Annotated in this window: 16 protein-coding genes; 10 read left to right on the top strand and 6 right to left on the bottom strand. The window is 70.5% G+C overall.

Features of this window, described 5'->3' with window-relative positions; all coding sequences use genetic code 11:
• The first annotated feature begins 2 nt into the window (after nucleotides 1–2).
• The 4 genes from G4D83_RS20710 to G4D83_RS20695 are packed head-to-tail and all read left to right on the top strand — an operon-like array spanning nucleotide 3 to nucleotide 3,672.
• Nucleotides 3–1,001, top strand: coding sequence for a sulfotransferase (locus tag G4D83_RS20710; protein WP_163866510.1), 999 nt, complete (start codon nucleotides 3–5; stop codon nucleotides 999–1,001).
• Nucleotides 979–1,758, top strand: a complete 780-nt coding sequence (locus G4D83_RS20705; protein WP_163866509.1) for an SDR family oxidoreductase — start codon at nucleotides 979–981, stop codon at nucleotides 1,756–1,758. The genes G4D83_RS20710 and G4D83_RS20705 overlap by 23 nt, the downstream gene beginning before the upstream one ends.
• Complete coding sequence (locus G4D83_RS20700; RefSeq protein WP_163866508.1) at nucleotides 1,755–2,621, top strand: [LysW]-aminoadipate kinase; 867 nt, start codon at nucleotides 1,755–1,757, stop codon at nucleotides 2,619–2,621. Before G4D83_RS20705 ends, G4D83_RS20700 begins: the two co-directional genes overlap by 4 nt.
• Nucleotides 2,608–3,672 carry a M20/M25/M40 family metallo-hydrolase gene (locus tag G4D83_RS20695; protein ID WP_163866507.1) on the top strand — a complete coding sequence of 355 codons (1,065 nt, stop codon included), beginning with the start codon at nucleotides 2,608–2,610 and terminating at the stop codon, nucleotides 3,670–3,672. Before G4D83_RS20700 ends, G4D83_RS20695 begins: the two co-directional genes overlap by 14 nt.
• An 18-nt stretch (nucleotides 3,673–3,690) precedes the next feature.
• Here G4D83_RS20695 and G4D83_RS20690 read toward each other — a convergent pair whose 3' ends face one another.
• The 3 genes from G4D83_RS20690 to G4D83_RS20680 all read right to left on the bottom strand — a co-directional run bounded on the left by G4D83_RS20690 (nucleotide 3,691) and on the right by G4D83_RS20680 (nucleotide 7,013).
• Nucleotides 3,691–4,929 carry an MFS transporter gene (locus G4D83_RS20690; RefSeq protein WP_338041934.1) on the bottom strand — a complete coding sequence of 413 codons (1,239 nt, stop codon included), beginning with the start codon at nucleotides 4,927–4,929 and terminating at the stop codon, nucleotides 3,691–3,693.
• A 77-nt stretch (nucleotides 4,930–5,006) separates the two neighbouring features.
• Nucleotides 5,007–6,008, bottom strand: coding sequence for an NAD(P)H-dependent glycerol-3-phosphate dehydrogenase (locus G4D83_RS20685; protein WP_163866506.1), 1,002 nt, complete (start codon nucleotides 6,006–6,008; stop codon nucleotides 5,007–5,009).
• A gap of 54 nt (nucleotides 6,009–6,062) precedes the next feature.
• A complete protein-coding gene (locus G4D83_RS20680; RefSeq protein ID WP_240356452.1) occupies nucleotides 6,063–7,013 on the bottom strand; it encodes a hypothetical protein in 951 nt (316 codons plus the stop codon).
• Between the two features lie 186 nt (nucleotides 7,014–7,199).
• Here G4D83_RS20680 and G4D83_RS20675 point away from each other — a divergent pair, with 186 nt between their 5' ends.
• Both G4D83_RS20675 and G4D83_RS20670 read left to right on the top strand, forming a co-directional pair.
• Complete coding sequence (locus G4D83_RS20675; protein ID WP_163866505.1) at nucleotides 7,200–7,775, top strand: hypothetical protein; 576 nt, start codon at nucleotides 7,200–7,202, stop codon at nucleotides 7,773–7,775.
• Nucleotides 7,776–7,789: 14 nt separating this feature from the next.
• Nucleotides 7,790–8,179, top strand: a complete 390-nt coding sequence (locus G4D83_RS20670; protein WP_240356451.1) for a hypothetical protein — start codon at nucleotides 7,790–7,792, stop codon at nucleotides 8,177–8,179.
• Nucleotides 8,180–8,182: 3 nt separating this feature from the next.
• On the opposite strand, the gene G4D83_RS20665 is transcribed toward G4D83_RS20670, so the two are convergent.
• On the bottom strand, nucleotides 8,183–10,180 hold the full coding sequence (locus tag G4D83_RS20665) for a c-type cytochrome (protein ID WP_163866504.1): 1,998 nt from the start codon (nucleotides 10,178–10,180) through the stop codon (nucleotides 8,183–8,185).
• A 258-nt stretch (nucleotides 10,181–10,438) separates the two neighbouring features.
• Between G4D83_RS20665 and G4D83_RS20660 the strand changes: the two genes are divergently transcribed.
• Both G4D83_RS20660 and G4D83_RS20655 read left to right on the top strand, forming a co-directional pair.
• A complete protein-coding gene (locus G4D83_RS20660) occupies nucleotides 10,439–11,971 on the top strand; it encodes a sensor histidine kinase (protein WP_163866503.1) in 1,533 nt (510 codons plus the stop codon).
• Entirely contained in the window at nucleotides 11,968–12,660 is a 693-nt protein-coding gene (locus G4D83_RS20655; protein WP_163866502.1) for a response regulator transcription factor, read from the top strand. The genes G4D83_RS20660 and G4D83_RS20655 overlap by 4 nt, the downstream gene beginning before the upstream one ends.
• 18 nt (nucleotides 12,661–12,678) lie before the next feature.
• On the opposite strand, the gene G4D83_RS20650 is transcribed toward G4D83_RS20655, so the two are convergent.
• Complete coding sequence (locus G4D83_RS20650; protein ID WP_163866501.1) at nucleotides 12,679–13,377, bottom strand: class I SAM-dependent methyltransferase; 699 nt, start codon at nucleotides 13,375–13,377, stop codon at nucleotides 12,679–12,681.
• 201 nt (nucleotides 13,378–13,578) lie between these two features.
• On the opposite strand from G4D83_RS20650, the gene G4D83_RS20645 reads away from it, so the two are divergent.
• Nucleotides 13,579–15,210 carry a ligand-binding sensor domain-containing protein gene (locus tag G4D83_RS20645; RefSeq protein ID WP_163866500.1) on the top strand — a complete coding sequence of 544 codons (1,632 nt, stop codon included), beginning with the start codon at nucleotides 13,579–13,581 and terminating at the stop codon, nucleotides 15,208–15,210.
• Between the two features lie 84 nt (nucleotides 15,211–15,294).
• Here the strand turns inward: G4D83_RS20645 and G4D83_RS20640 are convergent, their stop codons facing one another.
• Entirely contained in the window at nucleotides 15,295–17,976 is a 2,682-nt protein-coding gene (locus G4D83_RS20640; RefSeq protein ID WP_163866499.1) for an amidohydrolase family protein, read from the bottom strand.
• 128 nt (nucleotides 17,977–18,104) lie between these two features.
• Between G4D83_RS20640 and G4D83_RS20635 the strand changes: the two genes are divergently transcribed.
• The gene (locus G4D83_RS20635) at nucleotides 18,105–19,469 is read left to right on the top strand and encodes a sigma 54-interacting transcriptional regulator (RefSeq protein WP_163866498.1); all 1,365 of its coding nucleotides are present in this window, start codon (nucleotides 18,105–18,107) and stop codon (nucleotides 19,467–19,469) included.
• The last annotated feature ends 2 nt before the right edge of the window (nucleotides 19,470–19,471 follow it).

Below are 19,471 nucleotides of genomic sequence, written 5' to 3'. Positions count from 1 at the left end.
CCATGAGTGCCCTCACCGTCCTCTACATCACCGGCTGGTGCCGCAGCGGCAGCACCATCATCGGCAACGTGCTCAACGAGGTGGAGGGCTGCTTCCACACGGGCGAACTGAGCTTCCTCTGGAAGAACGCCTACGGGAACGGCTCCAACACCCTGTGCGGCTGCGGCACGCACCTGGTCCAGTGTCCCCTCTGGTCCAAGGTGTTGGAGCAGGGCGCCCGTCCCGGTGAGACGCCCGAGGCCCATGCCCTGCGCGTGGTGAAGCGGCAACAGGACACCGTGCGCACCCGGCACACGTGGCGCGTGCTGCGACAGGGCACGCCGTCGTCCGAGCTGTACGAGCACGCGCAGCTCCTCGCGAGCACGTACCGCACCATCGCCGATGCCACCGGCAGCCACGTCATCGTCGACAGCGGCAAGTTCCCCTCCGAGGCGGCGCTGCTGCCCCACGTAAGCGGAATCTCGCCGTACTACCTCCATCTGGTACGGGACCCTCGTGCCGTCGCGCACTCGTGGACGAAGACGAAGCAGTACGTCGTGCCGATGTCCGCCGCGCGCAGCACCGCGTACTGGTTCGGCTTCAACGTGGCCTCGGAGCTCGTCACGCGGCGCCACCCGGAGCGCTCGCTGTTCCTGCGGTACGAGGACTTCATCGCCTCGCCGGCCGCGACCATCGACTCGCTCCTGAAGCTCATCCGCGAGGACAGCGCCGTCAACCCGGTGAAGGGGCGCACCGTGGTGCTCGGGCGCAACCACACCGTCACCGGCAACCCGGACCGGTTCCTCAGCGGCTCCACGCTGCTGCGGCCCGGTGACGATGCTTGGCGCAAGGAGCTGGCGCCCCGCATGAAGGCGCTCGTCTCCGCGCTCTCGTGGCCGCTGACGGGGCGGTATGGCTACCGGGGGCCTCCAACGCCCGCGCAGGTGAGTCCAGCGCCGGAGCCCGTCGTGAACGCTGGTGACGCAGGGAGGGAGACACTTGGAACTGGGACTCGCCAATAAGGTCGCGCTCATCGCCGGGGGTTCCAGTGGCTTGGGGCTCGCCGTGGCCGAGGAGCTGGTCAAGGAAGGCGCGCACGTCGCCATCGGCGCGCGCGACGCGGACCGGCTCGCTCGCGCGGAGCAGCACCTTCGCGGACTGGCTCGCGGCGGCAAGGTGATGGCCACGCGCGTGGACCTGCGTGAGCACGGCGCCACGCGTGCGTGGGTGGAGGACGTGGCCAGCAAGCTGGGCGGTCCCCACATCGTCGTGACGAACAGCGCCGGTCCGCCGCCCGGGCCCGCCACGAAGTTCGACATCGTCGCGTACCAGGAGGCCGTCGACACGGTGATGTTGCCGGCCATCAACCTGGCGCTGGCGGCGCTGCCGTACATGAAGGCCGCGCGGTGGGGACGCCTGTTGCTCATCACCTCGGAGACGGTGGTGCGGCCCGTCGCGCGCTTCGCCCTGTCCGCCACGGCGCGGCTGGGCATCGTCGGCTTCGCGTCCGCGCTGGTGCAGGAGCTGGGCGACTGCGGCGTCACCGTCAACGTGCTCGCCCCGGGCTACACCCGCACGCCTCCGGTGGAGCGCACGGCGGGCACCGGCGGCGCGGACGTGGAGGCCAACCTGCGGGCCATGGCGGCGCACATTCCGCTGAAGCGCGTGGGACTCCCGGAGGAGTTCGCCGCGGCGGCGGTGTTCCTCGCCAGCGAGCGAGCGTCGTTCATCACCGGCACGGTGCAGTTGGTGGACGGTGGAGCGAGTGTCATCGGATGAGACCCTCGTCCCAGGTCGATGACAGTCGCGCGCCGCTGGTGGTGAAGATTGGCGGCGCCGCGGGCGTGGACCTGGACAACGTCTGCGCGGACGTGGCGGAGCTGCGCCGCCAGGGCGAGCGCGTCATCGTGGTGAATGGTGGCTCCGAGGCCGGCGACGCCCTGCTGACCTCGCTGGGCATGGAGCGCACCGAGGCGCTGACCGCCTCCGGCAACGTGGTGCGCCTGACGAACGAGGCCACGCTGCGCGTCTTGACGATGGCGTGGGTGGGTGACGTCAACAAGCGCGCGGTGCTCGCGCTGCTGGCCCGGGGTGTCTCGGCGCTTGGGATGTGCGGCGCGGACGGGCGGGTGCTCGTCGCCCGGCGACGACCGCCGCTGAAGCTCCAGGACGGCGAGCGCACGCGCATCGACCGGAGCCACCTGGCGGGAGAAATCATCGAGGTGAACTCGCGCCTCTTGAACGTGCTGCTGGCGGCGGGACAGACGCCCGTCGTGTGTCCTCCGGCGGTGACGGAGGACGGGACGTTGGTGAACGTGGACGCGGACCAGGTGGCCGCCGCGATTGCTTCGGTGATGGGCGCCCGCGCGCTGGTGATGCTCTCCAACGTGGCGGGGCTCTTGGAAGATCCGACCAACCCCGCGACGCTCATCCGCGCCAGTGACGACGTGGAGGGCGCCATGGGCTTCGCCAAGGGGCGCATGCGCTACAAGCTGGAGGCGGCTCGACGCGCGCTCGCGGCGGGAGTGTCCGCGGTTCATGTCACGGCCTCCGGCACCGCGCGGCCCGTGCTGTCCGCGCTGACGGGTGAGGCCGGCACCCGGCTGACTTCTTCCGGCAAGGTGATTCATGCGAGCCCGTGAGGCGAGCCCGGAGCTGTTGCGGTGGATGCTGGAGCACTACAGCCCCAGCCACCATGAAGCGGACTTCTCTCGCGCGCTGGCGGGGAGACTGGAGCAGCGCGGCTGGAAGGCCCACGTGGACCCGGTGGGCAACACCGTGGCCAGCATGGGGGACGGGGACACCTGCATCGCGTTGCTCGGCCACATCGACACCGTGCCGGGTGAAATCCCCGTGCGCCTGGAGGGCACGCGCCTCTTCGGACGCGGCGCGGTGGATGCCAAGGGCGCGCTCGCGGCGTTCATCGAGGCCGTGGAGCTGCTGGACGACTCGGAGCGCGCCGGCAAGCGCTTCCTCCTGCTGGGCTGTGTCGAGGAGGAGGTGGCCATCACCCGGGGCGCGCTGCATGCCCGCGAGCACCACCGGCCGGACTTCGTCGTCAATGGCGAGCCCAGCGGCGCCCACGGCATCACCCTGGGCTACAAGGGCCTCCTGCGCCTGGAGCTCGAATACCGCGCCACCCGACGCCACACCGCGAGCCGCGCCTACCACGCGCCCGCGGAGCATGTGGTCGACGCGTGGAACGCGCTGCGCCGCCGCTGCGACGAGCGCAACAAGGGGTGCACCCTCTTCGAGCAGGACCTCCCCGCGCTGCTCTCCTTCCAGACGGGCACCGATGAAGACACGGAGTGGGCCACCGCCCACGTCAACGTGCGCACCGGGCCCGCCAGTGACGTGGACGCGCTGCTCGCCTGCCTCACCGACGTCCCCGACGTGGCCGTGAAGACGGTGTCCCGCAAGCAGGCCGTCTCCGCCGAGGGCAATGACGCCCTCACACGCGCCTTCAAACAGTCCATCCGCGAGCGCGGCGCGCGCCCCACCCTTCGAGTCAAGACGGGGACGTCCGACTGGAACACGGTGGCGGACGCGTGGAACGTGCCGACCGTCGCGTATGGGCCGGGCGACTCGTCTTTGGACCACACGCCGAACGAGCACATCGAACTGCCCGAGTACGAAGAGGGTGTCGCCGTGCTGGCCCGCGTGTTGGCGCTGCTGCCGAACAAGTCGGGCTGAAGGACTCGGGGCGGGACGTCACGTGCTCGCGACGTCCGCCTCCCGAGGCCGCTGCGTGCGCAGCCCCAGCATCGCCACGAGGAACAGCGCCGCGGAGCTGGCGGTGACGGCGCGCACGCCCACCCGGTCCGCCAGCGCGCCCTGGGCCCAGACGCCCACCGAGTACCCGACGTTGATGAGCAACATCGCGAGGCTGCTCACCCGCCCCTGCAACTCTCGCGGCGTGCGCTCCTGGTAGCGGGTGCCCAGTCCCGTCACCACCACCAGGTACACCGCGCCGAGCACGAACATGGTCCCCATCGCCACATGCAGCGTCGGGGACAGCCAGTAGAGAATTGTCACCGGCCCCATCGCGAGCACGGCCATATCCACCACGCGCTCCCGGCCCCAGCGGACCGCCAGTGCGCCCACCAGGCCCGAGGCCAGGAGCGCCCCCAGGCCCTGCATGGAGATGAGCGCCGACGCGGCGGACGCATCCGAGCCGAACACCTGCAGCGCGAACACCGGCACCAACGCGATGAAGGGCGAGATGAACAGGGCCAGGGCGAACAGCGACACCATCGCCATCCGGATGCCCGGCTCCCCTCGCGCCATGTTCGCGCCTTCGACGATGTCCGCCCACAGGCCCTTGGGGTCGATGGGCCGGGCCACGGGAGGCTCCGCGCGCACGCGGGCCACCGCCAGCAGCACCGCCATGAAGGACAGCGTGTTGACGAGCATCACCCACGCGACGCCACCGAAGGCCAGGAGCGCCGCGGCGCACACCGGCCCGAGGATGCGGCCCAGGTTGAACTGCGCCGACATCAGCGTCATCGCGCTGTGCAGGTCCTCCTTCGGCACCAGTCCGGTAATCAGCGCCGTGTAGGCCGGCCCCGACAGCACGTGCACGCAGCCGTTGAGCAGGGAGATGACGGCCACCGCCTGCACGGTGAGGTGCCCGGTGAAGGCCAGCCCCGCAAGAGACGCCGCGAGCAGCGCCTGCGCCACGGCACACACCGCGATGAAGACGCGTCGGTCGAAGCGGTCCGCCAGCGCGCCTCCCAGCGGGGACAACACGAGCGACGGCAGGTACGTCAGCGCCGCCACTCCGCCCGTCCACTCCGCGCGGCCCGTCACCTCCGTGACGAAGACGCCCAGGGCGAGCACCTCCATCCACGTGCCCACGTTGGAGACGAGCGCCCCCAACCACACCGCGGTGAATTGACGGTGACGCAGGGCACGGAACGATGAGAGGCTCGCCATATTCGGGGGGGACACGGGAGCCCGCTTCTAGCAGTCCCCCGCCCCGCGCCGGAACACCGCCCCCGGCGCACACACGCCCGGCAGCCCGCGCGTCAGACGAGCTCGGACTTCGGCTGACGCGTCATCAGGTCCACGACGGCCTTCTTCGCGTTCTTGTCCTCGTAGGCAATCAGGTACACCTCCTGGCAGATGGGCAGCTCCACGCCCGTCTTCAGGGACAAGTCACGGGCGCTGCGCGCCGTCTTCACGCCCTCGGCCACTTCCTTCATCTGCCCCAGGATGTCCGGCAGCTTGCGGCCCTTGCCCAGCTCCATGCCCACGTGACGGTTGCGGCTCAGCTCGCCCGTGCACGTCAGCACCAGGTCCCCCATGCCGGACAGGCCCGACAGCGTCAGAGGGTTGGCGCCCTTGCGCACGGCGAGCCGGGTGATTTCCGCCAGCCCGCGCGTGATGATGGCCGCGCGCGCGTTGTGGCCCATGCCCAGGCCGTCCGCCATGCCCGCAGCAATCGCGATGACGTTCTTCAGCGCGCCGCCGTACTGCACGCCCACCACGTCCGTGGACGTGTAGCTGCGGAAGGTCTCCGTCTGGAGCGCCTTCTGACAACGCACGGCGACCTTGTCCCAGTGGGACGCAATCGTCACCACCGTGGGCATGCGCCGCGCCAGCTCCTTGGCGAAGCTGGGGCCGGACAGCACGGCGATGTACGGGTGGAACTCCTCCGGGAGACAGTCCTCCAGGAGCTCCGTCATCGTCAGCAGCGTCTCGTTCTCGATGCCCTTGGACACGGTGATGATGGGCACGTTGCGCGGCAGGAACGCCCTGGCGCGGGCGAGCACCTCGCGCGTGGCGTGGCTGGGCGTGGCGAGCACCACCATCTCCGCGCCGGCGAGCGCCTCCTCCAAATCCTGCGTGGCGCGAACGCGCTCGGAGATGGGGATGCCGGGCAGATAGGTGGGGTTCTCGTGCCGGGTGTTGATGGCCTCCACCACTGTCGGCTCGCGGCCCCACAGACGGACCTCCTCACAGTTCACCGCCAGCACGTTCGCCAGGGCGGTACCGAAGGAGCCGGAGCCGATGACACTGCCACGCATGAAGACCTCGCTCGAGGGGGTGGAAAGGGCACGTTGTCGTGCCGGTTGCCGATGCTAGAGACCGGTGACGATGCCGACGGAGACGACCGGCATGAAGGCGGCGTCCTCGGCACGGGTGCGGAAGTCACCGCCCAGGGTGACAGAGTAGGACGTTTTCTCGGTCAGCGGCACTTCGGCGCCCACGCGCACGGGCCACGCGCTGGAGGACACCAGGTCCGGAGGGAGTCCGCCCAGCGGCGTGCGCTGGATGGGTTCGGTGTCCAGGGCCACCAGGTAGCGCACGTCGATGAAGAGCCTGGACGCGCGGACGCCCTGGCGCTGAAAGGAGCCGACGATGCCGGGCATGACGTTCCAGTTGCGCCGGCCGGTGAGGTAACGCGCGCCCCGCTCCTCCTGGCTGGCCGAGCGGAGGAAGAACGCGTGGCTGCCCTCCATCACCAGCCCCAGGCTCCAGCGCGGGCCGCCGTCCAGCACCCGCCACCGCCAGCCCAGCCGCGCCTCGTTCATCATCCCATAGAGGCTGTCGAGCCCCACCAGCACGTCGACCTGGGGCAGCACGCCGACGGCCGCGCGGGCGGACAGCGTCGGGAAGCCCAGCGAGAGGCCGACCGCCACCCCGCCCGTCCTGCCCACGGTGCGGGCACCGAGCAGGCTGACGCGGTTGGCCACGGGGGGAGGCCCCGGAGGCGGCGCGGGAGGGGGTGCCTTCATGGTTCGGGGGAAGGAGCCCTCCACGGAGTCGTCGTCATCCAGGGGGACGAGGGGCGGCACTTCCGGGAGTCGGGGCAGTGTCGCGGCGTCGGTGCCCGAGGGGACGGAGGTTCCGCCGGGGAAGTCGGTCCACGTGGCGTCGTCCGGGGTGTCGTTCTTCCGAGGCGCGTCCACCTGGGCGGGGACGGACCAGGACTCATCGGGCGTGGGGTTGCGCGCCGGGGCCTGCTGGGCCCGGGCGGACGGCCCCAGCACGAGGGCGAGCGGCACCAGAAGGAAGCGGACGGAGGGCATGAAGACGGCTGGCAGCTTAATCCACGGCGAGGGAGAGAGACGAGCCAAGGCCGGTTGTTCCCCCACCCTGCGTGCGCGCCGTCAGGTAGCGGGCAGGAGGCGATGGGAAACGTGCCACGGGCGGCGGCGCACCGGACTACCATCCGCCGCGCGACCGGCGACGGGCGTCTGAGGAGAGACCAAGGGATGAGGGCAGGAGGAGGGCGCGCGGCGCTGTTCGTGACACTGGCCCTGGGGCTGGCGTGTCGCTCGCGTCCGACGGAGGCGGTGACGGACGCGGGTCCAGCGCGAGCGCCTGTCACCAACGCGACGCTTCCCACGTGCGAGGCGCTGCTGCCCGCGGACGTGCGCGAGACGATGCTGCCCGGCTTCACGATGAAGGAGGAGCGCGCGTGTCCGACCTGCGGGCCGCTGTGCACCTTCCGCTCTGCGTCGGAGAAGGACGTCACGGTGTCGGTGACGTGGGACTGCAAGCCCCACTATGCCGAGGTGGACACGCATGCCCTGCTGCAGCCGTCGCTGAGCATGGGCGGCGAAGAGATTACGGCGCTCGGCCGCGCCGCCGCGCGACGGTCTCCGGCGCAGGGCATGTTGCAGGTGATGGCGTGGGACGACGACACGCCGTGCGCGCTCGTCGTCACCTGGCTCGGGGGAGACCCGGAGCAGGCGTTGGACGTGACGCGCCTGGCCCTCACGTCCACGCGTCCGGAGCTGGTCCACCCGGTGGCGGCACCGGCGGAGCCGGACGCGGGCACCCCTTGATCTTGTGAGAATCCATGCGAGCCATTCCAACTTCCACTGACTTCGACATGTCCGCGACGCTGCGCATCCTCGATGAGGCCAGCGGTCACTACCTCTCAGGGTCGAAGGAGGACGAAGCCATCCAGCTCGCCTCCATCGCCCTGCTCTACATCCAGCACACCCGGAAGCTGGAGGCGTTCTTCCAGTACAACCAGGAGTTCTCCGCCCCGTCGCCCCACGTCAAAGTCTCACGGGACTTTCCGACACAGTCCGACGCGGACGCATGGCTCGCCGCTGGAAACGCATCGCACGGCGAGCTGGTCCGCATCGCCGGCCAGGGCTTTCAAGCCGTCCTGCTGCCCACGGGGAGGCGCTTTCTCCGGACCCCGCTCCCGGAGGAGCTGGGTCCCCCGAGGTCGAAGTAGACGTCACAGCGTGCGCAGGTAGTCCACCAGGTCGTCGATCTCCGCTTCCGTCAGGCTCGCGGTGGTGCCGTGCTTGTTGGACTGGCGGTTCTGCATCAGCCGCCCCTTCAGCGACAACGCGCTGCCGTCATGCAGGTACGGCGCCGTGCGAGCCAGACCGAGCAGCGACGGCGTGTTCAGTCCCTTGGCGACCACGTTGCTGTCGTCCCGATTCGCGCCCGAGGTGATGAACGTCCCCACGTCGGCCAGCGTGTTGTTCGTGAAGTGCGCACCCTCGTGGCAACTGTTGCAGGCCGCCTTCTTGAACACCTGCGCCCCCCGCGCCTGCGCGTCCGTGAGCGCCGCGCGCTTGTAGGGATTGTCCGGCGTGGGAATCACGTCGATGAACGCGGAGAGCTGCGCCACCATCACGCCGTCCAACGCCGTGCCACCCATGCGACCGCGCACCGTGGCGTCGAGGAAGTCCCTCATCGTGGGGAACTCGCCGCTCCAGTGGAACGGGCCCGTCTCCGTCACCTTCCGGCCCGCGAGGCTCGGCGTCTGGCGCGGCCCATCCGGGAAGCCCCACACGTGCCCGTCGTCACGACCGTCCAGATGGCACGTCGCACACGACGCTGCCACCCCCGCGCTCGTCATCCTCGAGTCCAGCGCGGAGTAGAACAGCTTGCGCCCCGCCACCTCCTGCGGCGCCAGCACGTCACCCACCACTCGCAGCGGCGTACCTTCCGCGCGCACGTTGGCCACGTTGCCGGAGGCGTCGTTCACCAGCGTCGTCACCGTGTGGTCGAACGCGTTGTAGACGTACGCCTTGCGCCCATCCCGCGTCAGCGCGATGCCGCTGGGCCCCGAGCCCACGCGCACCAACTGCCGCACCGTGCTGCCGTTGACGTTCACCAGGTCCGCACCCTCACGACGATTCGTGGGGAGGATGGCCACGTTGTCCGTCTCGCGGTTCACCACGAAGAGCCACAGCCCGGACGGGTCCACCACCGCGGCCACCGGCCCCTGGATGGGATGACTCTGCTCGGGGCTGACAATCGTGGACGGCGGGAAGTCCGGCTCCTCGCTCGGCGGCGGCCGACACCGGTCCAAATCATCTACCCGAGGCGAGCCGTCCTCCGTGTTGAACGTCACGATGCCCGGCGCCACCACGCCCGCCGTGTTGCAAGGCCCTCCGCCGCCATACAGCGACCCGCCACCACCGCCACCCGAGCCGGGATTCGTGAGCGGGTCCTCGCGCGCCCACAGCGTCGGCGAGTAGGCCTGCCTGCCGTCGGGAGACACCACGACATCCGCCATGCCCCGGGGCCGGAACAACACCGTCGACGCGGGGAACGGGAACGGGTCCTCGGTGGCGAAACCGTCCTGCGAGTTGGCCCGCGCGTACAGGTCCGTGCCCTCGCGCTGCATGCGCGGCTGGTGCGCATCCGCCAGGTCCACCGTCACCAAATCACTGTGCCGGAAGAGGCTCACGAGCGCCCGGCGCCCGCCGTCCACCAGCGCGATGCCACGCGGCTCCTCGCCCACCGGCAGCTCCCAGCGGACCTCCAGCGAGCGCGTGTCCACCGCCATCAGCGTGCCGTACGTGGTGGAGTCCAGCGCGGTGCTGTTCACCACGTAGAGCGTGTCGCCCTTCGGAGACACCGCCAGCCCCATCGGCTCCACGCCCACCGCCACCCGCGCGGCCTCGCTCCAGTCACCCCGGCGGATGACGGACACGCTGCGCTCACCCCGGTTGGCGACATAGACGGTGTCATCCGGGCCCACCACCACGCGCTCCGGGCCCGCACCCACCTTCACCTCGCCGACCTTCTCGCCGCGCGCGGTCTCCACCACCGCGAGCACCCCGGTGTCCGCGTCCACCACGTACAAGAAGGCGTCATCCCGGCTGAGCGCCACCGAGCCCGACGCGTTGGTCCACCCGTCGCGCGCCGACGAGTCCTCGCAAGCCGTCAGCCCGAGCGTCGCCGCCAACACACCGGCCAGAACGTGCCGTCTCATGAAGTGTCCTCCTCGCGTTTCCCGACGAGAATGCCGCCCGCCGCTCTCATCGCTGGGAATGCCGCGCCGTGTCGTGGAGGGGAAATGGCGCCCGGCCCTGGTCGCTCGCCGCCCCCACGAGCCAGCCATGCTTGCATCAGAAGGCCCCCGAAGTCGATTCCTTCCCCTCCCAGGGTGCGGGTGGCGAACAGTCGAGCCCCGGCGCCCGGGAGAAACGCCACGAGCGTGTAGCGCCGGGTGGGAGTAAAGGAGAGGGGCGTGTCCCGCTCCCCCTCCGTCATCCTCAGCTTCCGACGCACCTTCGCGCTGCTCATCATCCTGGTGGTGCTGCCGTCCGCGGGCCTGTCCGGCTTCGGGGTGGTGGCCATCATCAATGAGCGCGCCGCGGTGGAGAAGCGTCTGGAGTCCGCGTGGCGGGGCACGCTGGAGGCGCTGTCCCAGGAGCTGCCCCGGGAGCTGGCCGCCGCGAAGCTGGAGGAGGAAGGCGGCAAGCTGAGCCTGGTGGCCCCGGACGGACGCGTCCTGTCGGAGCCCGACGGCACCTTCCAGCTCTCCGGCGGGCGCACCATCACCGAGGACCCGCTGTTGATGGAGGCCCTGGGCGCGGTGCTCCCGGAGGCCGGCTCATTCCCCGAGACGCCCACCGTCTTCTCCCTCTCCGCCGGAGGCCGCTCCGTCGTCGTGGTGGCCGAGCGTCAGGGCGACAAGGTGCGCGGCGTGCGGCTGTCCGTGCGCGCGCTGGAGCTGCTGCTGACGGAGCGCGTGGAGCCTCGCGCGGTGTCCAGCGAGCCGGTGCGCTTCACGCTGATGCCCGTGCCTCGCGAGAGCAACGAAGGCGGCGGGCTGATGGGCAAGCTGGTGTCGGAGGTGGCGCAGGCCCGCGCCAGCGCGCTGGGGCCGCAGGTGCTGGCCGAGCGCGTGCTGTCCCCTCCCCTTCAAGATTTCCGGCTGGTGGTGCTGCCCACCGGCGAGGACCCCGTCGCACGGGCCTCCGCGCGCAACCGCGCCGTGTACGGCGTGCTGCTCGGCCTGTTCTACCTGACGCTGACGTTCGGCGTCGTCTACACGGGCCGCGTGCTCTACCGAGAGGCCCGGCTGTCGCGCATGAAGACGGACTTCGTCTCGCTGGTGAGCCATGAGCTGCGCACGCCGCTGACATCCATCCGCATGTTCATCGAGACGCTGGCCCTGGGACGACTGAAGGACCCGGCGCAGATGCAGGAGGTGCTCACCCTGCTGACGAAGGAGACGGAGCGCCTGTCCGTCTTCATCGAGCGGGTGCTGGACTGGTCTCGAATCGAAAGCGGCCGCAAGGTGTACCAGCGCGAGACGATGCCGGTGATGGACGTGGTGGATACGGCGGTGACGGCCTTCCGCGCGCAGCGCCTGGAGGGCGGCGTGGACCTGAAGGTCGAGGTGGCCGAGGGGCTGCCACGCGTGGACGTGGACAAGGCCGCCGTGGCCGGGGCGCTGCTCAACCTGCTCCAGAATGCCTACAAGTACAGCGGGCCGAAGGACCGGCGCATCGAGCTGAGCGCGCGCCGCTCCGGCCGGTGGGTGGACCTGGCGGTGGAGGACAACGGCGTGGGAATCGCTCCGAAGGAACGCAAGCGCATCTTCGAGCGCTTCTACCGGGTGGACAATCTGCTGACCCGCAAGACGGAGGGAAGCGGGCTGGGGCTGGCCATCGCCCGGCGTATCATCGAGGCTCACGGCGGACGCATCGCCGTGAAGAGCGAACTCGGTCGAGGCAGCCGGTTCACCATCCACCTGCCGGTGCAGAAGGCATGAGCGAGACGACCCGCCGCATCCTGGTGGTGGAGGATGACCTGTCCATCCTCGCCGGCCTGTCCATGAACCTGCGCTTCGAGGGCTACGAGGTGCTCCAGGCCCAGGACGGTCGCACGGGGCTCCAGCGCGCGCTGGACGAAGCCCCGGACCTCGTCGTTCTCGACTTGATGCTCCCGGAGCTCAACGGCTTCGAGCTGCTCAAGGAGCTGCGCCAGCGCGGCCGCGACACCCCCGTCGTCGTCCTGTCCGCAAAGGGCATGGAGACGGACAAGATTCTGGGCCTCAACCTGGGCGCGGACGACTACGTGGTGAAGCCCTTCGGGCTCCAGGAGCTCTTGGCGCGAATCAAGGCCGTGCTGCGCCGGCGCTACCCGACGCTCGGGGCCGCGCCACCGGTGACGTTCGGCGACGTCAGCGTGGACATGAACGCGCGCACGGTGGCCAAGGCCGGCACGCCGGTGGAGCTGACGGCGCAGGAGTTCAAGCTGCTGGCGCACTTCCTGGCCCACCCGGAGCGGACCTTCACGCGGGAGGAGCTCTTGTCCGGCGCGTGGGGCTACCACTACGAGGGCAGCGCGCGCACGGTGGACAACTTCATGCGCCAGCTGCGCCTCAAGTTCGAACCGAACCCCGAGGACCCCCGCCACTTCGTCACCGTGCGGGGCCTGGGCTACCGCTTCGAGAAGTGAGCACGCTCCGGCCCCGACTCACGGGCCGGCGACACCGATGTGGCGCGAGTCCTCCAAATCGAAGGGCTTGCCGTCGAAGCGGCCATAGCGCTCGCGCGGAATGAAGCCCGCGCCGGTGAGGGCCGCGTCCAGCTCCTCCGGAGAGAAGTGCCGCAGCTTGAGGCGGCGGATGGGGCTGGGCGCGCCGGGCTGCTTGCGCTCTCGCAGGTGGAGGGCGAACAGCGGGCGGCGCGGCTCCAGCCCCGCGTTGGGCTCCTCGTCGTCGCGCGGCAGCACCGGCTCGCGCGGCGTGTTGAGCACGTCGTAGACGAAGGTGCCCCCCGGGGTGAGGTGGTGGCGCACCGTGGACAGGAACGCCTCCAAATCGTCATTGCCGGGCATCAGCCCCAGCGCGTGCTGCGGGGCGAGCACCAGCGGGAAGTGCTCTTGTAGCCGGATGGAGCGCAGGTCCGCGACGAGGAAGCGGGCGCGGCTGGAGACCTCTGGGGGTTCCGAGGCGCGGCGCTCCTCGGCGGAGCGAATCATCACCTCCGAGGGGTCCACTCCCACGGCGGTGAAGCCGTGCTCGGCCAGGGCCCAGACCACGCGGCCGTTGGCGGCGCCCAATACCAACACGGGCGTCCCGTGCTCGGTCGCCTGGCGTGTGTAGAACAGGAGGTCCGGCTCCTGGCCCACCAATGACAACGGTGTGCGACCGCGTGCGTCGTTCCCACCCATTTCCGATAGCCACTAGCACGAATGAGGGGGTCTTCGGGACAGCGACTTTCCCTGACTGGGGAATGCGTTTCCCACCGGCTGTCCGGGAACGGACGGAGTCCTGCCTGGAACGGCGGCCGGCCCTGGCATCGACCTTGCGATGGAAAGGCCCCGGACGGCTGCCCATTCTGGGCGGCCCAGGTTTTCGCGGGGTGGGTTCGGATGACGCGGGGATGGCGCTGGGCAGGGGCGCTCGTCATGGCGGGCGCGATGTGGACCGTGGCGGGTTGCGGTTCCAACAAGGGCAACGACGAGTCGGAGCAGGACAACCCGGGCATGGATGACCCGATTCCTCCTCCCGGGCGTCCGGGCTCTCCGGACGAAGTCCCCGACGCGGGCACTCCGACGGAGACTCCCGACTCGGGCACACCCACGGAGACCCCCGACTCGGGAACTCCCACGGAGACTCCCGACTCGGGAACTCCGACAGATGGCGGCACTCCCACCACGGATGGCGGCACTCCGACGGACCCTCGCCAGGACGTGGAGATTCCGCCGCTGCCGACGCCCGCGGGCTGGCGCTTCTATGGAGCGGACCAGGGCGGCCCCGTCACCATCTACGGTGTGACGGCCGACGAGGGCGGCAACGTCTGGGTGGCCGGCGGCGCGGAGGGCCTGTTCCTGCTCAAGCGCGGCGCGGAGAAGTTCGAGCGCTTCGGCATGGAGAACGGCCTGCGCCCCTATGGCTTCATGGCGGACGGCAGCATTCCGCCGGGGCCCAAGTACCTGAAGGTCATCTCCGTGGCGGGCGGCAAGTCGGGCACCGTCTTCGTCGGCTACGAGGGCATGCCGGGCACGGGCTCGGACCACTGCGAGAACAACTGGGACGGGCCGAGCCCGGACCCGGCGCGCTACAAGAGCGGTGACGCGGACAAGGTGACGCTCAACTCGGACGGCACGCTGGACGTGGTGCACTACGACATCTTCTCCGGCCCCAACGTGGTGGCGGCCGAGAAGCGGGGGCGCGAGAAGATCTGCAACGTGCTGCGCATCCGCTACGACAAGCACGCCCTGGGCAACAACAAGTCGAGCGTGTGGTTCGGCGGCAACCACGGCTTCGCGCGAGGCAACGCGGAGTTCGACGGCGCGCCCATGTGCAACGGCCAGCTCAACTGCACCGGCGTCTTCGAGCACGTGCACCCGCACGTCAACGCCCTGGACGCGCAGGGCCGCGTGGTGCTGCTGACGGATGCCTACTACGGCGTCGCGGTGGACCCGAGCGGCGATGTCTGGTTCGGAGGCTCGGACCGCACCACGCGCTTCCGCTACGGCACCAACGCGGGCAACTTCTGGCGCGCGCAGACGGGCTCGGAGAACGACTCCAGCAACAAGCTGGATTTGTGGCCGGACGCCAAGCCCGAGTACTCGAAGCCGGGTGAGCGCGTGCCGGACAACATCTCCGGCGCGGTGGTGGCGCGCGACGGCACGGTGTGGCTGAGCTCGTTCGGCAACGGGCTGGTGCACGTGGACGCGAACGGCAACGTGCTGGGCCACATGGGCTCCGGCTCCGGGCTGGTGGACAAGTACCTGTCCGCCATCGGCCTGGACCCGTCCGACGGCAGCATCTGGGTGGGCGCGTCGTGGGGCGGTGGCCTGTCCCGACTCAAGGGCGGCAGCATCACCCACTACGGCCTGTCTGAGTTCGGCCGCAAGTACGGCATGTCCCGCATCAGCGACATCCAGGCGGACAGCTCCGGCGGCGGCCGGCGCATCCTGGTGAGCTTCATGGGCTACCAGGACACCACCACGAAGAAGTGGGTGGCGGGCGCCATCGGTATCTACGAAGGCAACTGACCCACGAGCAGCCCTCGTCCTTGAAGTCACACGCGGCGGCCGTCCTCACCTGGGGGCGGCCGCCGTCGCACGTCGAGGCTCGCGCTACTTCGCCGGCAGCACGCGGTGCTTCTCGAACAGGGCCTGCTGACGGCTGACGAGCGGCACTTGCTGGCCGGCCAGCCACATGCCCACGGGCCGCGACGCGGACTCCAGCGGGTCGCCGTTCCACAGCACCACGTCCGCCACCGCGCCCGGCGCGAGCCTGCCCACGGGCAGACCGAACGCGTCCGCCACGCTGGAGGTCATCGCACGCAGGGCCTCCGTGTGAGGCAGGCCCCACGCCACCGCGTTGCCCGCCTCCTGCGCGAGCGTGCGCACCATGGCGGGCTCTCCCAACACGGAGAAGAGCACCTTCACGCCCGCGCCACTCAGCAACGCCGCGGAGTCCAGCCGGCTGTTGAGCCGGTCGAAGTCCATGGGCAGGTTCTGCGTGGGCTGGAGAATCACCGGCACCTTCGCCGCCGCCAGCTCCGCCGCCACCAGCCACGCCTCGCTGCCTCCGGCGATGACGAGCTTGAGGTTGTACTCGCGCGCCAGCCCCAGCGCCGCGCGGATGTCCGACGCCTTCTGCGCCGTCACCACCACCGGCAGCGTGCCCGCCAGCACCGGCTGGAGCGCCTCCAAGTCCAACCGGCTCGCGGACACGTCCCGCATGCGCCGCTGCTCGAAGTCACCCTTGCGGCGGCCGTACTCGCGCGCGTCGGAGAGGACCTCGCGCAGCCTCTCCAGCACCAGCGCCCGCGAGCCCGATACGGCATCCCGTCCACCGATGCCCAGGTTGACGTGCATCGCCAACGAGGCGCGGCGCACCGAGCCGTCCGTCGCCACGAAGGCGCTCTGTCCGGCCACCAGGCCCCCGTGCTGCACCGTCACCGCGCTGGTGACACCGCCGAGCCGCGCCACCGGGAACGCCGCCGAGACAGGATTGACGCTGTCGGCCGACACCAGCGCCGCGCGCACATCCCGCTTCGCCGCGTCTCCGCGCAGCCCGTCATCCTGCGTGGACACCTCCGCGCCCACCTCCACCAACCCCAGCGACGTGAGAGGGTCCACCAGGCCCGGCGTCAACAGCCGCCCCTTGCCCTCCACCGTCCTGCAGCCCGAGGGGAGCGCGCCGCCTTCACGCACGCTGGACACCTTGCCGCCCTCCAGCACCACCGTGGCGCCCTTCACCCAGCCCGTGCCCGTGAAGGCCGTCACGCCCTGGAACACCGTGCACGCCTCCTGCCCCTGCGGCACCAGCTCCGCGCACGCGCGCTCCTTCGAGACGTCGCAGCGGGCGACGAGGCCCAGCTCCGCGAGGGACGGCGTCGGCGCGGGAGCAGCCACCAGCTTCGCCGCGCCCGCCGCCAGCTCACCCACCTCGAAGTCGCTCGCCTCCACCGCGCCCGCGCCCGCGTCGAACGTCACCACGCCGTCCGCCCACACGCGCTGCGCCCGCGCGTAGACGCTCAGCGGGTGGTTCTTCCACAGCACCACGTCCGCCATCTTCCCCGGCTCCAGCGAGCCGGTGACGCCCTCCACGCCCATCACCCACGCGGCGTTCAGCGTCACCCAGCGCAGCGCCTCTTCCTCCGAAATGGGGATGCCGGACTCGCGCGCCCGCCACATCGCCTTGCCGGCCTCCTGGTTCAGCCGCTGGATTCCAAAGCCCGAGTCCGAGTGGATGACGCTCTTGCCACCCGCCTGCGACACCAGCCCGGCGTTCTCGGGGATGCCGTCCCACGCCTCCAGCTTGAAGCCCCACCAGTCCGCCCACGTCGCCACCGCCACGCCCTTCGCGGCCAGGCTGTCGCGGACCTTGTAGGCCTCCAGCGCGTGGTGGAAGGCGCGAATCGAGTAGCCCGCCTCCTCGGCCACCTGGAGCATCACCTCCATCTCGTCCGCGCGATAGCAGTGGGTCTGCACCAGGATGTTGCCGCGCAGCACCTCCGCCAGCGTCTCCAGCTTCAAGTCGCGCAGCGGCGCGGGGCCCGCCTCGTCCGGCGTCTTCTGCTTCTTCTTCGCCCACTCGTCCAACTTGGACATGTACTCGCGGGTCTGGGCGAACGCCTGCCGGTAACCCGCCACGTTGGCCATGCGGGTGGACGGCGCGACATTGCGGCCCTCGCCGTAGACGCGGCGGGGATTCTCGCCACACGCCATCTTCAGCGCGTCCTTCGCGCCCGGGAAGCGGACCTCCGCCGCCGAGCGTCCGAAGTGCAGCTTCACCGGGAAGCCCCGGCCACCAATCAGGTTGGCGCTACCCGGTAGCACCAGCAGCGACGTGACACCACCGGCCGCGGCGCGCCGCAGCCCCGGGTCCTGCGGCCAGAAGGAGTGTTCGGCGGAGACCTCCGCCGTCACCGGCGCCGTGGCCTCGTTGCCATCTCCCGTGGAGAATGTCTCCGGCGTCGCGTAGACGCCCAGGTGGCTGTGGGCGTCGATGATGCCCGGGGTGACGTAGAGGCCGGTGCCGTCCACCTCCTCCGCGCCCGGAGGCGTCGTCACGTCCGAGTTACGTCCCACCGCCGTCAACTTGCCGTCCACCCAGGCCACGGCGCCATCCTCGATGGCCGGGCCCGTGGCGGGCATCACCGTGGCATGGCGGACCACCACCGCGCGCGGCTGTTTCCAGACACGCGTGGGAGCCGGGGGGGCCGTCGAGGGGGCGGTGGGGGCGGGAGCCTGCGGGACAGTGGCGCAGGCGGAGGCCAGCATCAGGAGCAGGAAGCGGGTGCGCATAGGGGTGGCCCGTCGTATCACGCTCCGCTGGGGCTCCAACCATGCCCGGCTGGCCGGAGGGCGGGCGCCTCCCGACTTCACAGGAAGTCACCTCGCGACGAGAAGCCGTCTACAATCCCCGCCCGGTCATGCCCCCTCTTCCCCCAGCCCCCATCCCCTCGCACACGGTCATCAACGCGCGGGCACAGGGTGAGCGACTTTCCGCGCAACAATTCCACCTCGTCCTGCTGGACACCGAGCGCGCCGGCACCGTCTTCCCGCTCGCCACCGAAGCGCTTCGCGTGGGCAAGGCGCCCGACAACGACGTCGTCATCGACCACCCCACGGTGAGCCGCAACCACCTGGTGGTGCGTCGCCAGGGCGACCGGTTCCTGGTCCAGGACCTCGGCTCCACCAACGGCACCTTCCTCGACGGTGCCCAGGTGCGCGAGGCGTACCTGCGCCCCGGCGCGCTGCTCGAAGTGGGCGACGTGCGCCTGCGCTTCAGCCCCCAGCTCGCCCCCGTCCAGGTGGAGCCCACGCTGGAGGACCGGCTGGGAGACCTGGTCGGCCGCAGCCTGCCCATGCGGCAGATTTTCGCGCTGCTCCAGCGCATCGCCCCCACCGACTCCACGCTCCTGCTCGTGGGCGAGACGGGCTCCGGCAAGGGCGCCGCCGCCAAGGCCATCCACAAGTTGAGCCCGCGCGCGCCCGGGCCGCTCGTCGTCTTCGACTGCGCCAGCGTCTCCGACTCCCTCATCGAGAGCGAGCTGTTCGGCCATGAGAAGGGCGCCTTCACCGGCGCCGTCAGCCAGCGCATCGGCTGTCTGGAGCGCGCCAACGGGGGCACGCTCTTCCTGGACGAAATCGACGACCTGGCGCTGGACCTCCAGCCCAAGCTCTTGCGAGCGATTGAAGACCGCGAGTTCCGGAGGCTCGGCGCGTCCACGCCCATCACCTTCGACGCGCGCATCGTCGTCGCCAGCAAGAAGGACCTCTGGTCGGAGACGCAGGCGGGCCGCTTCCGCGAGGACCTCTACTTCCGCCTCTCCGTCTTCACCGTGAACCTGCCGCCCCTGAGAGATCGCAAGGAGGACATCCCCCTCCTGGTGGACGCGTTCGCCGGAGAGGGCCTGTGGCTGCGGCTGCCGGAGAAGATTCGCGAGCAGTTCAACGGGCACACCTGGCCGGGCAACGTGCGCGAGCTGCGCAACGCGCTCGAGCGCGCCCGGCACATGGTGGATATCCCGGAGCTGGCCGGGGACACGCTGCTGCGCGAGTTCACCCGCGAGCCTCCCGCTCCCGCCGGTGACTTCCTCCCCGCCGAGTTCACCGGGCCCTTCAAGGTCTGCAAGGACGAGCTCATCCGCGCCTTCGAGCGCGAGTACCTCACGCGCCTGCTCGGCCGGGCCAAGGGCAACATCGCCCGCGCCGCGCGAGAGGCAGAGCTGGACCGCAAGCACCTCTACTCGTTGCTGCACAAGTACGGCCTGGTGCAGAGCGAGGGCGACTGAGC

It is taken from the genome of Myxococcus eversor (assembly GCF_010894455.1).
GTDB classification, from domain to species: Bacteria; Myxococcota; Myxococcia; order Myxococcales; family Myxococcaceae; genus Myxococcus; species Myxococcus eversor.
The sequence above is the reverse complement of the archived record's forward strand: the minus strand, read 5'-3'. Positions and strand labels throughout refer to the sequence as shown.

Coding starts and splice junctions, on each gene's coding strand:
- G4D83_RS20675 (WP_163866505.1), top strand. CDS start 7,200: ATGAGGGCAGGAGGAGGGCGCGCGGCGCTGTTCGTGACACTGGCCCTG.
- G4D83_RS20640 (WP_163866499.1), bottom strand. CDS start 17,976: ATGCGCACCCGCTTCCTGCTCCTGATGCTGGCCTCCGCCTGCGCCACT.
- G4D83_RS20685 (WP_163866506.1), bottom strand. CDS start 6,008: ATGCGTGGCAGTGTCATCGGCTCCGGCTCCTTCGGTACCGCCCTGGCG.
- G4D83_RS20710 (WP_163866510.1), top strand. CDS start 3: ATGAGTGCCCTCACCGTCCTCTACATCACCGGCTGGTGCCGCAGCGGC.
- G4D83_RS20655 (WP_163866502.1), top strand. CDS start 11,968: ATGAGCGAGACGACCCGCCGCATCCTGGTGGTGGAGGATGACCTGTCC.
- G4D83_RS20700 (WP_163866508.1), top strand. CDS start 1,755: ATGAGACCCTCGTCCCAGGTCGATGACAGTCGCGCGCCGCTGGTGGTG.
- G4D83_RS20665 (WP_163866504.1), bottom strand. CDS start 10,180: ATGAGACGGCACGTTCTGGCCGGTGTGTTGGCGGCGACGCTCGGGCTG.
- G4D83_RS20635 (WP_163866498.1), top strand. CDS start 18,105: ATGCCCCCTCTTCCCCCAGCCCCCATCCCCTCGCACACGGTCATCAAC.
- G4D83_RS20680 (WP_240356452.1), bottom strand. CDS start 7,013: ATGCCCTCCGTCCGCTTCCTTCTGGTGCCGCTCGCCCTCGTGCTGGGG.
- G4D83_RS20670 (WP_240356451.1), top strand. CDS start 7,790: ATGCGAGCCATTCCAACTTCCACTGACTTCGACATGTCCGCGACGCTG.
- G4D83_RS20650 (WP_163866501.1), bottom strand. CDS start 13,377: ATGGGTGGGAACGACGCACGCGGTCGCACACCGTTGTCATTGGTGGGC.
- G4D83_RS20645 (WP_163866500.1), top strand. CDS start 13,579: ATGACGCGGGGATGGCGCTGGGCAGGGGCGCTCGTCATGGCGGGCGCG.
- G4D83_RS20695 (WP_163866507.1), top strand. CDS start 2,608: ATGCGAGCCCGTGAGGCGAGCCCGGAGCTGTTGCGGTGGATGCTGGAG.